Genomic DNA, 12,896 nt, shown 5'->3' on the forward strand with positions numbered 1-12,896 from the left:
CTGGATGGTGCCGGGCTACGGCTCGCACGCCTCCGAGGACGATCAGGTGGACCTCTACTCGAACACGGCGCTGTGCAGGTTTAGCTGGGCGAAGGGCGACAGGAAGGTAGTCGATGTCGTTGATTTCCACGTCCGACAGTCCCATAGCGCGACCGCCGCCGTCCTGGAAATACACCTCCTTAAACCCTTCGGCGATCATTCCGCGCATCTGCTGGTCGGTTGCCCCCGCGTCGCGGGCGTCGAAGAGGCGCTGCGCGTACTCCGGGGGAAGGTGCACGGTGAGTCGCCCGAACCGTCCGTCGTCGGTCGTGCCGACCGGCGCGGTGTAGCCGAACCGGGCCCGGGTCTCCACGGTGATCCCGGTGCCGGTGACCGCCTGCTTCTGCCGGCGCTTGCGCACCAGCGGCTGCCACCGCCGTCGTACGGCGTCGCTCCGGTATGTGTGGGGCGCGGGGCGGGTGGGGATCATCGAGACGGCTGCGCAGGGCGGCCCTGTGTGGCACGTCGAGAAGGATTCTGGATGGCAACAGGCACTGTGAAGTGGTTCAACGATGAGAAGGGGTTCGGTTTCATCCAGCAGGACGAAGGCGGCCCGGACGTATTCGTCCACTTCCGCTCTATTCAAGGGAACGGCTTCAAGTCACTGGTCGAGGGCCAGAAAGTGGAGTACACGCTCACCCAAGGACAAAAGGGACCGCAGGCCGACAACGTGGTGCCCAAGGACTGACGGGCGCCCAGCGTCTGCCCGTGGTGCCCCTACCGGACACCCGGCGGGGGCACGGGGCACGAGGCGTCTCTGACCAGCCCGATCAAGGCTCGATGTCACAGCACGACAGCGTCCTGTGCAGGGAAAACGAGCTGCTCGCCGATCTGCTTGCTGCGGCGCCGAAGCACTTGATCTTGTTCATGCCCTACGCACGACTTCGCCCGCCCTGCAGTCACACCGCCCTGTTCAAGATGACCGCGTCGGACCGCGCGGGCAGCGACCAGAGAACTGGTCAGGCCGTGTCAGGAGGGGTGCCGGGCAGGGAGGCGTCCGACGCATAGTCGCACCACCGGTGTAGCCCCCGGTCTGGAGCAGCAGTCGGCGGCCGGTCGGCCTCACCGCGGACACGCGAGTACCCGGCCCGTGGCAGCGAGGGGCGCCCCTTCCCGTGGGGCGCCCCCGCCCACAAACCGGTGCCGCCCCCGATCCGCCGTGCGCCTGTGGACGAGCAACTGGGGGTCAGGGGGGTCTCATCGTCAGGCGAATGCCTGTGGCGTGTACCACAGCTTGTTGGCGTCGGCTCCCCGATGGAACGCGTGCAGCAGGCCGCGGTGATCGGCCAGCGCGGTGGGCACGGAAACAGCTCCCCCGAGGGACTGGAAGGCGCTGTAGGTGTCGGCGTTCTCTGCGGTCTGGCCGGCGACCCACAGGGCGTTGTTGTTGCCGACGACGAACACGTTGAGCCGGCCGTCCTGTCCCCGAGCCGCGGTGGGGCGGTGCTTGATGCCGCCGTTAAGGGTGACGGACGTGTCGAAGGACTGGTAGTCGAGGCTCTGCCCGACACGCCAGGCCGCACCGTCGGAGCCGCGGTAGAAGATCTGCACACGGCCCGCCGCGTCGACTGCGGTCGTCGGCCAGTCGGTCACGCCGGTGGTCTGCTCCTGGAACGAGCTGAAGTCGGCGGAGTTCTCCGTCTTCTGCTGTGCCGTCCACAGCCCGTCGTCGCTGCCCCGGACCGCGACGACGATACGGCCTGAACCGTCGAGCGCGACCGCTGGCTGCTCCTTGATACCGCCGTTGATCGAGACGGGGGCGAAGTACTGCTCGTACAGGACACCCTGGTTGCGGGTGTACCAGACAGCGTCGTCGGTGCCGCGGTAGAACGCGTGCAGCCGTCCGTCGGCACCGTGGACGGTGACCGGGTCACCGGCGGCGTTGGTGGCCAGCTGCCGGGGCGCGGCGAAGCCGGTGTTGAGCGTCTTCTGGTCGATGACCTCCAGCTTGCCGTCCGGCGTGCGGTAGAACACCCGGATCTTGCCGTCCCGGCCGAGGATCGGTGCCGGGATGCCCGCGATCGTGACACCCGCGTGCTTGGTCCAGTCCCCCCAGTCGTACGCGCGGGTCTGCCAGCGACTCCACAGTCCGCCGTCGGCCCCGCGTGCGAACACCTCCAGGCGGTTGTCGGCGTTCAGTACCGGCACGGGCTCGCTCGACAGCGTCCCCTGAAGGTCGACGGCCTTGCCCCACACGGTGCCGACGGTCGTTGATGTAGCCACACGAACTCCCTTGCTCACGCCGTCGGCAGAGATGCCGATTTCTTCTCGGCCTGGGCCGGACGGCACTGACGACAAAGCCAAGCGAAGCGCAATCGACTGACTACGGAAAGCAACCATCGCTGAATTCTCGTCACTCCCGAGCGGCACGTTTGCCTGGCATACCAGCAGGGCAGCCACGGCGTGTGGCCACTCCCTCTAGCTCGCGAGCCGGTCCGCCAGCAGCCGTTCACCTGCGGCACGCGAAGACCGGCCCCCGGCCGATTGACCGAAACGACCGCTGCCCGCACTTCACTCCCACACCCATCCAGGCGAATACCTCGTGCACCACGTTGACGACACCGGGGTTTGTGGTCCCACATCTTCAAGTCCGTCCGGTAGGGCATGACCAGCACGCCGACCCCGGCGCCGACTGGCCGGCCCTGCCCACCGCCGATTTCCCCTCTTCCTCGACGTCTGCCGCCGACGCCTCGCCGGAGACACCTTCGACCAGCTGAACCTCGTCTACCGCGCCGAAGCCCAGCGCACGGACGAGTTCGTACGCCGCCACCGCCACGAGCTCACCCCGGGCCGCACGCCGAGCGAGTTCCAGCGCAAGCGCAACGCCTACCTGCGCGACGAACGCCTCGGCACCGTCGCCAGCCCACGACTCGCTCTCATCCGCCTGCGCGCCATCCAGGCCGCCCTGCTCACCCGAGGCGTCCTGCTGCGCTGGCAGCCCGCCGTCCTCAGCGCTGTAGGTCCCGGCGGGCGGGCGGTCAGTCTCGCGAACAACACGGTGAAGGCCGCTACGGCAAGGTCTCGGCGTCCCGGCGGGAGAAGACCAGATCGCTCATCTCCGTGACGGGCCCGCGCCACCGCATCGGCGGAAGGGGCCGCCGTAGGGCGGCCGGGTAGCTGCCCGCGGCGTAGTCGTTGGCCATCGAGTAGACGTGGAACCCGTGGGCGGTGAGGGGCCCGAGGACGTCATCGACGGTGTGCCCCTGCTTGGCCAGGGTCTTGGGGGCGACCTCGATGACCAGCTCGGCGTCGTCCCGCAGGCTGCTCAGGACCGGGGCGAGCCCGCGCACGGCCGCAGCCTCGCCTCCCTCTACGTCGATCTTGATCAGTGGGGCGGCGGCGAGCTCCCCCGCCGTGAGCAGGGTCGGCAGCGGCGCGGCGTCGGCCTCGAAGGAGGCCTCCACGGTACGCGGGCGGACGGCGGTGGTGCCGCCGAGGTTGGTGGCCCGCTCCAGGTAGAAGGTGAGCCGCCCGGGCTGGTCGGAAACGGCGGCGTTGATCGTGCGGACGTTGCCGCACCCGTTGGCCGCGAGGTTCGCGGTCAGGGCCTGGTGGAAGGACGGGGACGGCTCGATGGCCACGACACGGCCCGCGGGCCCTACGAGGCGGGAGGCCAGCAGCGTGTAGTAGCCGGTGTGCGCGCCCACGTCCACCACGAGGTCGTCCGGGGCGAGCCGGGAGCGCATCCAGGCCGTCAGGTGCGGTTCCCACACGCCGTGCAGCCACAGGTAGCGCTGGATGACGTCGCTGGTTACCACGGGGAAGACCATGCCGTCGCGCATGCGGGCGGTCGCGTGGACGGGGTGGTGCTTGAGATGGTCGCTCAGCCGGGCGGCCAGTGGACCGGTGCCGAGGCAGCCGGGCAGATGGCGGACGTACCCGCGCAGGGCGTGAAGCGCGAGCAGAGGAGTCACGGCAGGCTCCGGGTGAGGGCGCGACGATCTGGCCGCGGGGGACGGCGGAGGGTGGCAGGCTGGACCGGAGAGCGGTTCCCGCGGCGAGAGGAGCGTTGGTGAAGGCGGCGGTGTCCGGTCAGAAGCCGGGTCCGGTGGTGTATCTGCTGGTCGGGCTGACCGGGTCGGGCAAGACCACGTACGCGAAGAAGCGGCTGGAGCCCGCCGGCACGGTGCGGCTGTCCATGGACGAACGGGTCCACGACCGGCACGGCCGCTACGGCGTCGACTACCCCGAGCGGGACTACTTCGCCCTGGAGGCGCCGGTGGTCGCCGAGGTCCGCGAGGACCTGGTCGCTTTGATCGCCGCCGGGCGGGACGCCGTGCTGGACCACGGGCTGTGGCTGCGCTCCGACCGCGAGGAGTGGAAGAAGCTCGTCGTCGAGGCGGGCGGCACGCCCCGGCTGCTGTACTTCCCGGTGCCCCGCGAGGAACTGCTGAGGCGTCTGTCCGAGCGCAACGAGCACGAGGACGCGAACGCGCTGACCGTCTCCCCGGAGGCTCTGGATGACTTCTACGCCCGGTTCGAGCCCCCTCATGACGAGGGTGAGGAGATCATCGAGCCCGGCTCGTTCTGACCCACCGGGGGCCGCCAGGTGGCAACCAGACTGGTGGCCTCCGCCACCCACCAGTCGGGGACGGTCCGCAGCGAGACGGGCCGGAAGCTCAGCCGCGGGGAGTCGACGGCGATCCGGCCGCCGTGCAGCTGAAGGTGCTCCAGCAGCCGCCGGGCCTCCGCCAGACGGGCCGGGGATGCGGTCTGCCACGTGCCGTCCGCCGAGTGCTGTGCGCGGCGCTCGACGTCCTCGTCGACGCCGTCGCGCCACGTGAAGTGGTGGACCACGACGGGCGGCCGGTTCGCGGGACGGTGGCCCTTAGCACGGTGGTTGCCGGACGCCACGGGCACGCTGGAGATCGGCGAGGAAGTCGGCGGTGAGCGGGCGGCCGGCGTGGGCGAGGGCGTTGAGGAGAGCGACGGCGTCCGTGTCGGTGCCGGGGGCGGGCTCGGTCGGGAACTGGCGTCGAAGTAGCGGGGGTGGTTGTAGACCTCGGCGGCGTACGGAGTGAGGTCTGCGGGGTGGAGGTCGAAGCGGCGGGCGAGTTCGAGGACGACGTGCAGCGGCTGGTTGGGCTGGTGGTCCAGGGAGATGTCGTGTTCGTGGACACCGAGTAGGTCGGCGAGCTCCCACGCGGTCATGCCCGCGTTGTACTGGTGGCTTCGTTGATCTCCAGGAACAGCGTTTGTCGATGGGTTGCGGAGGCAGTTGGCGATTAACCGGCTCGGGAATGTCGACGAGAGATGACGGCGCGTGTCCGGCCTCCGGTGAAAGCTGGTCGTTCTCGCGGAGCTGGTGATCGGTAGGTTGTGTCGCCGGATGCTGAATCGCCTGTTCGAAGGGGTGGGGCCGGGGTGGAAGAGCCAGAGATCACGATCAAGCTCACCCGCGACGAAGCGACGATCCTGTCGGACTGGTTGGAACGGTTGCAGATGACCGATCTCAGCAACACGGTCGACGATCCGGCGGCATGGGCACCGATCCATCGGATCGCGGGCCAGCTGGACAAGATGCTGCCCGCGCTGTTCTTCCCCGACTATGACGTGCGGCTGGAAGAGGCCCGGCGCCGCCTGCGTCCGCTCGATGACGGCAGCCTTGAAGACTGAGCCGATCGAATCTCGCGGCATGACAGCACTGCCCGAGAATGCGGGCCGGCCCCGCCGCCCGTCAGGGCGGCAGGCCGGCGAGTCAGGCAGCGGCAGATGTCAGCCGGCCTTGGCGGGCTCCTCCGCTCGGGCTCGGGTGCTGGCGAGGCGGTAGGAGTCGGTGCCGGTCTCGATGATGGTGCGAACGTGAGCCGGTCGACGATGGCCGCGCAGAGGCGGGGGCGGTGAACGACCTCGACACCGTCACCGCGACCACGGCGCTCGACGCCCGCCGTGCGGCACGTCCCGGCCTCCGGCTGATCCGGCCGCCCGACCCTCGTGAAGGAGACGCATGTCCCTCCTCCGCCCAAGACTCTCTGCGATGAGCCCAGGAAACACCATCGGACAGGGCGCAACCGCGGGGGCCGAGGGTGGATGGTGGCTTACAGCGGGAGTTGTATACCGAGTTCCTGCATGGCGAGGGAGGGCCGGCCGCCTTCGGAGCGTTCGGTCTTGGAGCCCTTGATGCGGGGGTCGAGGGTGCGGGGGTCGACGGCTTCGGCCGGGGCGCTGTTGGCGTACAGGCCGGCGGGGTCGCTGTCGCGGTCGTGGGGCAGGAGCCAGAAGACGCGGCGGCGGAAGGTGCCCGACGCGTGCGAGGCCTTGGCGTTGGGACCGAGGATCGCGAAGCCGACCATGCGGCCGTCGCGGTGGTAGGCGGGCTTGCCCTTGCGGGTGGGCAGCCGGTCCAGGCTCTGGCGGACGTAGTCCAGTTCGTCGATGTCCTCCAACCACACGAGCTCGGTCTCGTGGCTGATCTCGTCCGCGCTGATCAGGGAGCTCATACGCTGGTGTCCCTCTCGTCGTCGGTAAGCAGTCCGATGCCCGGGTAGTGCTTGCGCTGATTGGACAGGATCATCTCCTTGGGCGAGGCCAGTCCGACGAGTTCCCGCGTGCGGGAGGCGAATGCGCGCGAGGACATGACCAGTGCGCCTTCATTGTGGCACCAGGCCTTGTAGGCGGCGTAGAGCGCCGTCTGCTCGGCCCGCAGGTCGGGACCGAGGCGGCAGCATTCCTCGTAGAAGCGGCCGGTGTGGTCCTCGGTCTCGGCGTAGGCGGTGGTCGCGATGCGAACGCGTTCGGGACCGGTGAGGTCACGGTCGCCCGAGAGGTAGCGGCGGGCGCCGTCGATGAGCCAGGAGAGGATGCCGGGGCCCTCCTCGGTGACGAGGATGTCGGCCAGATTGTCGATCTTGCGGTCGTCGGGGACGATGCGCTCGAAGGGCAGCAGGCGCATGCGCCGCCAGAACGCGAAGCCGCCGGTTCCGACTTCGGGGCGGGTGTTGCCCAGCAGCCAGAGTTTGTGGGTGGGTTCGAAGCTGAAGGGGTCCTGCCGCATGCGGCGGGCTTTGATGCGGTCGCCGCCGGGTCAGCAGTTTGACCCGGGCCTCGTCGAACTTGTCGCCGGGCTTGATCTCCGAGCAGACGTAGATGCGGCGGCCGTGGAGTTCGGCGAGGTCCGTGGGGTGGCCTTCGAACGGCTTGGCCATCAGGAAGCCGGGCGGGGCTGCGTCCGCGTAGTCGCCGAGCAGCTTCATGGTGACGTCCAGCAGGACGCTCTTGCCGTTCTTTCCCTTGCCGTAGAGGAAGGGAAGGACCTGGGCGCCGACGTCGCCGGTGATCGAGTACCCCAGCAGAAGGTGCAAGTAGTCGATCATTTCCTGGCCCTCGGCGTCGTCGCCGAAGGTATCGGTCAAGAAACGCAGCCAGCGGGGGGTTGGCATCTGCGCGGGCCGACGGTGGTGGAGCGGGAGTGGAAGTCCTTGCTCGGGTCGGGTGCCGACAGCAGCCCGGTGCGCAGGTCCACCACCCCACGCGGGGTACACAGGGCGTAGGGGTCGGCATCCAGGCGGTCGGGGTTGAGCGACATGCCTGGCGCTGATTTGGCCTGGGCAAGCATGGCGTTGATGCCGGTGGTCGACAGGGCGCGGCGGCGGTGCTTGTCCAGGGCGGTGTTGGTGAAGCGGCCACGAGGGTCGTGGGTTGCGATGTTCTCGGCGAGGTCGCCGGCGGCCCACAGGACGGTGTCGTCCTCGTCCATCTGCCAGCGGGTGGTGTCCCACCGGAACCAGCCGATCCTGGAGACGTGCCGGTAGTCGGAGGCGTAGAGCTTGACGAAGAGCTTGGCGTTGCCGCGGTCGGTCAGGGTGTCCGGTAGCAGACCGTTGGCGGTTGCTTCACCCAGAGGCCGCTCGGCGGCGGCCTGAGCGGGCAGTGGTACGGCGGCGGCCTGATGGCGGATCTGGGCGGCGACGGCTTCGGCGTCGAACTCGAAGAGTGTCTCGTTGCGGGGCGACGTCATGGGCGCCTTCCGCTGGCGTGGAGGGGGCGTTGCATGCCGGCGGCGAGTCCGCTGCGGATGATCTGTTGGATGCGCAGTTCCTGGCCGGGGCGGGCTGCGGCCGCGGTGTCCTTGAGAGCTTGCTCAGCTTCCTCGGGGAGGCGGCCAGCCGCGATGAGGCCTCCGAGGGTGTAGGCGACGCGGTTGAGGGTGTCGGAGAAGCCAGCGCCTTCGGCGACCTGGCCACACGCTTCGACCGGCGCAAGGACCGTGGCGAGGGTGTGTTGGGCCGCTTGGCGGCCGCCGCCAGCGGCGAGAACGGCCTGCTGGGCACGCGGCGGTACGGGCCGGGGAGCGGGGATGCTGGGTGCGGGCAGGTGGCCAGTGCGGTCGAGTGGGTCCACACCTATACCCAGGTCAGACACCGGCTGCCCTACCGGCGACAGTTCGCCGTCCCTGGCTTCTTCCGCCGCCACGCGGGCAACCTCACCGACCGGGACATCCGCCTCTGGCGCCTCGTCTCGGCTTGCGTCATCGCGGCGGAGATCGCGCTGCCGCCCGCCCTGCTCATCGAGCAGACGACGCCCTACGCCGTCGTCGCCGGCATCGCGATGCACGCAGCCTTCACCTGCCTCAAGCCCCGCCAGCTCATCACCTTCTCCGGTCTCACCCTCGGCACCTACAGCGCCTTCGCCGTCTGAACCGCCCCGCCCCGGCCCGGCCGCGCGGCCAACGCGTGACCGGGCCGGGGCGTACGGTGAAGCCATGGCCGGGCGAGTACGCCGCTGCGCGTACGTCCTGTGCTCGAAGCCGCTGCCGCAGGGCTCCCGCAGCGACAAGCGGTTCTGCGGCCGCGCGTGCCAGGCGGCGCGTCGCCGGTGGCTCCGCCACCAGTGGGAAGCCTTCGCGATCGGGCTGGCGTTCCTGTTGGGCGAGGAGCCCGAGCAGATTTGTGCGCTGCCCGGTGTGCGGGCGCCGCTTCGCGCTGGGCCACCCGCACCGCAGGGACAAGGTCTACGACCGGAACTCCTGCCGTCAGAAGGTGTTGAGGCCGTCAGCCAGCGCTCCAACCGGCAGAAGCCCGACCAGGACGTCGCCGAATGGCTGCCGATCGAAGCCGCACACTGCCGCTACCTCACCTGCTGAGTGCCCATCAAGCTCTCCTGGGCGCTCACCGTCGACGAAACCGAACTCCAGGCACTCAACACCCTCGCCGACGGCTGCCCCAACACCCTCGTCACCTACACACCCGCCCCCTGACCCCAGGCACCCAACCCGCCAGGGCCAGGCCCCGCGGATCGGCGTGACACCGAGGGCTCCGGCGTCGTTGAACCGGACGACCTCGAGCCAGGCCCCGCCCGTCGAACCTCGGGAGCGGCAGCGATATCAGCAGGTCACACAGGGCGTCGATGTCGAGGCGGCCATGGTTCAAGGCGCCGTACAGCGAGCCGTAGCCGCGCTGATGCTCGGCCGACAGCGACAGTTCGACGGGTGTCCTGGTCGGTCCGTTCGCGCATAACAGCGCGTCGGTCAGCTCGAAGAAGGCGTCGGCCCGTGCGGACACGCGCCGGTAGAAGGCCGTCCGGAAGCGTGACAGGTCGGCGCATGCATCCCGTCCACCGACCTGCGGCAGCAAACTCATCCCACGGCCTTCCTGATCGCCCGTACTCAGTCGCAGAGTCCAGGATCACGAGAAAGGCCACCCTCATACCCAGTAATCACTCCAATGAGTGACCATCCGACCGGGCTCGAAGACAAGGACAAGCTGAAGCCGAAGCAGTCTCGGTTGGGAGGCATCCCGCCGTAGGTCTCGATCAATCTCGGGCAGCTGCCGCTGCGTCTCGCGTGTCAGCCCGGCGCGTTCATCAGGGCGGCGACATAGGCATCCAGCCGCTCCTCCACAGCTCGCGTCGTCAGCTCTGTCCTCCCGGCCTCCCGCCACGGCTGTGACACCGACTGCACTTCTTCCGAGGCGGCCAGCGCGTCCCGCACCCGCCAGTACAGCCGCTCGCTCACGCTCGCAGCCAGCACACCACCGGCCTCCTCGTACGCCTCGGTGAACCGCAGACCCCAGGCCGGGCCGTGCAGCAGCGCAAGATTGACGGAGCAATGCGCCACATCGAGATCAGCCGGACCCCAGGAGGCCGCCGCCCAGTCGATGACGCCGGTGATCCGGGCGCCGTCCGGGTACGAAGACGACACGTCGAACAGCACGTTTCCGGGCTGGAAGTCCCGGTGCAGAAAGCGCCCTTCGTAGGGCGGCGCGGGCTTGCGGATCACGTCGATCGCCGCGGCCCACACGGCCGCGTCCGCGTCCCTGGGAACCACGACGGTGTCGGCGGTCGTCAACGTCGTGTATACCCGGGGCCGCTCAGCGGGGCGCACTGCGTGGATCGCCACGAGTTGACGGGCCAGCAGGCGAACGCGCGCCTCCACTCCCCCATCGCCGAGGACCGTACGGCCCGCCAGATGAGTCATCAGGAGCGACGGATACTCGCACTGCGCGGCGGTCGGATCAACCGCGACCAGTGAAGGAGCTGGCACGTCGGTCCCGGCGAGCAAGGTCAGAGCACCGGCCTCCCCGATCAGCCCGCCCTCGGCGTTCTCCAAATAGAACGGGTCGACGTAGCTTCGCAGCACCAGGTCACGGGTGCCTCCGTCCCGCGTGCCGATGATCAGCCTCCGTACCTCGGCGGTGATACCGCCGTGCAGCGCCTCGGCTCCGACGATCCATTCGCCGGTCTCCAGGTGCCGACCCACCCAAGCCAGCGTCAACGGTCGGACAGCTGCAGTTTCGTCGTGGCTCATCACCATGCCACCTCATCACCCGGACGGCGGCAGGGACGAACGATTTAGCCCTGGAAGCGACTCCGAGCCGTAACGGTCTCGGGGGAATTAGTGATCGTCCTGGCCGGGCCGTGACATGGGAAACTCATTTCAGTCCGGTCGCCGGGGCAAGGGAGGACGCTTGGGCGGGAACGATCCGCACATCCATGTCGAGTCGAAGGTGGTCCACGGCGATGCCGCCGTCCGCAACGTGCTGGCATCCACGTTCGGTCTGGCGGGTGACCTGCCGAGCCTCGTCGCTACCGGATGCGGACTGCGGGTGCCGTATGCGATGACCTCACCGCGCCCGGACAAAGTCACCTGCCTCGCCTGCCGGGAGCACGCCCGGCGCGAGCACCTGCGCTTCGCGGAGGGGGTCGAACGCTTGGGCAGCATGCCGGGATCGACCGTCAGCCCCGCCCGCGCGAAGCAAGCCGCAGACAGGCATCGCGAGCTCGCGGAGAAGTTCACTGACCCGAGCTCGCCTGCCTGTGGGAAGCGGCCCGGCAGTCCGCGCTGAGGGCCGCGCGCGGCGGAGAGCGCAAGCGGGCAGAAGGTGCCGGGCGCAAGCCGAAGCTGGTCTTCTTCGACCGGCTGCTCGTCACCCTGGTCCATCTGCGCCACCAGCTGCCGCACGAGGTGCTCGCCGAGCTGTTCGCAGTGGACCGCTCCACCGTCTCCGAGGCGATTCGCCAGGTCCGCCCGCTGCTGGCAGCACGTGGTTTCGCCGTGCCCGACCGGCCGGGCCTGCGGCTGAGGACCCTGGAGGATCTCTTCGCCTATGCCGAGACCGAGGGCGTCGAGCTGCGGCTCGACGGGGCCGAGACCAGGTCCGCCGCCCGCAGGCCGGACGGCCCGGGCGCCGGGCGTTCATCTCCGGCACGCGCAAGCAGAACACCATCAAGACCACTACGTTCAGCGACGGCCAGGGCCGCATGCTGCTGTCCGGCGTGGTCCGGCCGGGCCGAATGCACGACCAGACCGCCGTGCGCACCGAGGGCATCGCCGAACAGTTCCGTACCCGGCCGACTGTGAGAGCCAAGGTCGACTCCGGCTACCTGGGGCTGGCCAAGGAGTTTCCCGGCCAGGTCAGCGCCCCGCCGAAGAAGCCCAAGGACGAGGCGTGCGACGGCGACAAGTACGCCTGACGCGAGACGCCGCGGCGGCAGTCCTCGCCCGGATCTGCGTCGAGCACACCAACGCCGAGCTCCGCCAGTGGGCGACCCTGCGACGGTTCACCGGACGGCGCGAAACCTACGCCGCGACCCACCTGGCGATCGCCGGTCTGGTCTCCGACCGATCCGCCCAGCGGGCCACCCGCCGACAGACGAGCACCGAACTCGTCCCTGTCCGCGACGCCGCCTGCTGATCACCCGCCAGCCGAACCGCCCGGCCAGCACATCTGAATCCGAGGTTTCGAATGGCCCTATGTGCGCAGGACAGGGACCCTCGATCATTACCTCACCACCCCCCAGGCCTGGCTGAAGCAGGAGCTGGACCGGCATGGGGACCTCCATCCGCTGCTCCAGGAGCGCTTCCTCGATGGCGACCCTCAGCGTCTGCAGAAGGCGAAGAAGATGATCGATGCCGAATACAACAGCTGGGCCACCCAGATGCGTTGGAGATGAGGTAGCTACTGAGGTTGAACTCGTGGTGTCGTAGGGGCTGACGGGCCGCGGTCCCTGCGGTATCACCGGGGCGTGAGGTATCCACAGGGTGGCGGGCTGACCGCCGAACGTCAGGCGTCCCGCGAGGAGTTACGGCTCCAGGCGGCCGAGCGGTTCGCAAGGGGCGAGGCGAGCTCGGTGATCGCCAAGGACCTGCGCGTCAGCGTCCGGTCGGTGCAGCGATGGCGGCGAACGTGGGACGAGGGCGGTCCGCGTGCTCTGCGGTCGCAGGGGCCGGCGTCGCTGCCGAGGCTGAGCGAGGAGCAGTTCGCGCAGCTGGAAACGGAGCTGGCCAAGGGGCCGGCCGCGCACGGCTGGGATGACCAGCGGTGGACGCTGGCGCGGACCAAGACGGTGATCGGCCGGCGCTTCCACCTGACCTACACGATCCAGGGCGTGCGCAAGCTGCTGGTCCGCAACGGCTGGTC

The 12,896-nt window shown here is 69.3% G+C and carries 16 protein-coding genes and 3 pseudogenes; 10 read left to right on the plus strand and 9 right to left on the minus strand.

Going from position 1 to position 12,896, the window contains the following annotated elements:
- Positions 1–103: 103 nt before the first annotated feature.
- Positions 104–430, minus strand: a pseudogene (gene tpg, locus ALMP_RS34575) (telomere-protecting terminal protein Tpg); the annotation flags it as partial.
- Between the two features lie 90 nt (positions 431–520).
- On the opposite strand from tpg, the gene ALMP_RS34580 reads away from it, so the two are divergent.
- Positions 521–727: a cold-shock protein gene (locus ALMP_RS34580; protein WP_264935709.1), complete on the plus strand. Its 207-nt coding sequence runs from the start codon at positions 521–523 to the stop codon at positions 725–727.
- A gap of 515 nt (positions 728–1,242) precedes the next feature.
- Here ALMP_RS34580 and ALMP_RS34585 read toward each other — a convergent pair.
- Both ALMP_RS34585 and ALMP_RS34590 read right to left on the minus strand, forming a co-directional pair.
- Positions 1,243–2,262: an exo-alpha-sialidase gene (locus tag ALMP_RS34585; protein WP_264935710.1), complete on the minus strand. Its 1,020-nt coding sequence runs from the start codon at positions 2,260–2,262 to the stop codon at positions 1,243–1,245.
- A gap of 785 nt (positions 2,263–3,047) precedes the next feature.
- Positions 3,048–3,953 carry an FkbM family methyltransferase gene (locus tag ALMP_RS34590; protein WP_264935711.1) on the minus strand — a complete coding sequence of 302 codons (906 nt, stop codon included), beginning with the start codon at positions 3,951–3,953 and terminating at the stop codon, positions 3,048–3,050.
- Positions 3,954–4,051: 98 nt separating this feature from the next.
- On the opposite strand from ALMP_RS34590, the gene ALMP_RS34595 reads away from it, so the two are divergent.
- Positions 4,052–4,570 carry an ATP-binding protein gene (locus ALMP_RS34595; RefSeq protein WP_264935712.1) on the plus strand — a complete coding sequence of 173 codons (519 nt, stop codon included), beginning with the start codon at positions 4,052–4,054 and terminating at the stop codon, positions 4,568–4,570.
- On the opposite strand, the gene ALMP_RS34600 is transcribed toward ALMP_RS34595, so the two are convergent.
- The gene (locus ALMP_RS34600; RefSeq protein ID WP_264935713.1) at positions 4,528–5,190 is read right to left on the minus strand and encodes a hypothetical protein; all 663 of its coding nucleotides are present in this window, start codon (positions 5,188–5,190) and stop codon (positions 4,528–4,530) included. The genes ALMP_RS34595 and ALMP_RS34600 overlap by 43 nt on opposite strands.
- Positions 5,191–5,403: 213 nt before the next feature.
- On the opposite strand from ALMP_RS34600, the gene ALMP_RS34605 reads away from it, so the two are divergent.
- Positions 5,404–5,655 (plus strand): hypothetical protein, encoded by a 252-nt coding sequence (locus ALMP_RS34605; RefSeq protein ID WP_264935714.1) that lies wholly within the window; start codon positions 5,404–5,406, stop codon positions 5,653–5,655.
- Between the two features lie 99 nt (positions 5,656–5,754).
- Here ALMP_RS34605 and ALMP_RS34610 read toward each other — a convergent pair.
- From ALMP_RS34610 to ALMP_RS34620, 3 genes and pseudogenes are all read right to left on the minus strand, one after another.
- Positions 5,755–5,876: pseudogene (locus tag ALMP_RS34610) on the minus strand (AAA family ATPase); the annotation flags it as partial.
- A gap of 201 nt (positions 5,877–6,077) precedes the next feature.
- On the minus strand, positions 6,078–6,479 hold the full coding sequence (locus tag ALMP_RS34615) for a DUF6009 family protein (protein WP_264935715.1): 402 nt from the start codon (positions 6,477–6,479) through the stop codon (positions 6,078–6,080).
- Positions 6,476–7,996 (minus strand): annotated as a pseudogene (locus ALMP_RS34620) (phage/plasmid primase, P4 family). The gene ALMP_RS34615 and the pseudogene ALMP_RS34620 overlap by 4 nt, the downstream one beginning before the upstream one ends.
- Before the next feature lie 29 nt (positions 7,997–8,025).
- Here ALMP_RS34620 and ALMP_RS34625 point away from each other — a divergent pair.
- Positions 8,026–8,676 carry a hypothetical protein gene (locus ALMP_RS34625; RefSeq protein ID WP_264935716.1) on the plus strand — a complete coding sequence of 217 codons (651 nt, stop codon included), beginning with the start codon at positions 8,026–8,028 and terminating at the stop codon, positions 8,674–8,676.
- Positions 8,677–8,740: 64 nt separating this feature from the next.
- Entirely contained in the window at positions 8,741–9,121 is a 381-nt protein-coding gene (locus ALMP_RS34630; RefSeq protein ID WP_264935717.1) for a hypothetical protein, read from the plus strand.
- A 91-nt stretch (positions 9,122–9,212) separates the two neighbouring features.
- On the opposite strand, the gene ALMP_RS44545 is transcribed toward ALMP_RS34630, so the two are convergent.
- Positions 9,213–9,617 carry a transposase gene (locus ALMP_RS44545; protein ID WP_375803572.1) on the minus strand — a complete coding sequence of 135 codons (405 nt, stop codon included), beginning with the start codon at positions 9,615–9,617 and terminating at the stop codon, positions 9,213–9,215.
- A gap of 206 nt (positions 9,618–9,823) precedes the next feature.
- The gene (locus tag ALMP_RS34635; protein WP_264935718.1) at positions 9,824–10,783 is read right to left on the minus strand and encodes a phosphotransferase family protein; all 960 of its coding nucleotides are present in this window, start codon (positions 10,781–10,783) and stop codon (positions 9,824–9,826) included.
- Between the two features lie 160 nt (positions 10,784–10,943).
- Here ALMP_RS34635 and ALMP_RS34640 point away from each other — a divergent pair, with 160 nt between their 5' ends.
- The 5 genes from ALMP_RS34640 to ALMP_RS34665 all read left to right on the plus strand — a co-directional run.
- Entirely contained in the window at positions 10,944–11,321 is a 378-nt protein-coding gene (locus ALMP_RS34640; RefSeq protein ID WP_264935719.1) for a hypothetical protein, read from the plus strand.
- A gap of 352 nt (positions 11,322–11,673) precedes the next feature.
- Complete coding sequence (locus ALMP_RS34650) at positions 11,674–11,949, plus strand: transposase family protein (RefSeq protein WP_375803573.1); 276 nt, start codon at positions 11,674–11,676, stop codon at positions 11,947–11,949.
- Positions 11,925–12,170, plus strand: a complete 246-nt coding sequence (locus ALMP_RS34655; RefSeq protein ID WP_264935721.1) for a hypothetical protein — start codon at positions 11,925–11,927, stop codon at positions 12,168–12,170. Before ALMP_RS34650 ends, ALMP_RS34655 begins: the two co-directional genes overlap by 25 nt.
- A 61-nt stretch (positions 12,171–12,231) precedes the next feature.
- A complete protein-coding gene (locus ALMP_RS34660; RefSeq protein ID WP_264935722.1) occupies positions 12,232–12,429 on the plus strand; it encodes a hypothetical protein in 198 nt (65 codons plus the stop codon).
- A gap of 72 nt (positions 12,430–12,501) precedes the next feature.
- Positions 12,502–12,896 (plus strand): helix-turn-helix domain-containing protein (locus ALMP_RS34665; RefSeq protein WP_264935723.1); only part of this gene is annotated, 395 nt, incomplete at its 3' end.

The sequence above is a fragment of the Streptomyces sp. A012304 genome (assembly GCF_026008495.1).
GTDB lineage: Bacteria > Actinomycetota > Actinomycetes > Streptomycetales > Streptomycetaceae > Streptomyces.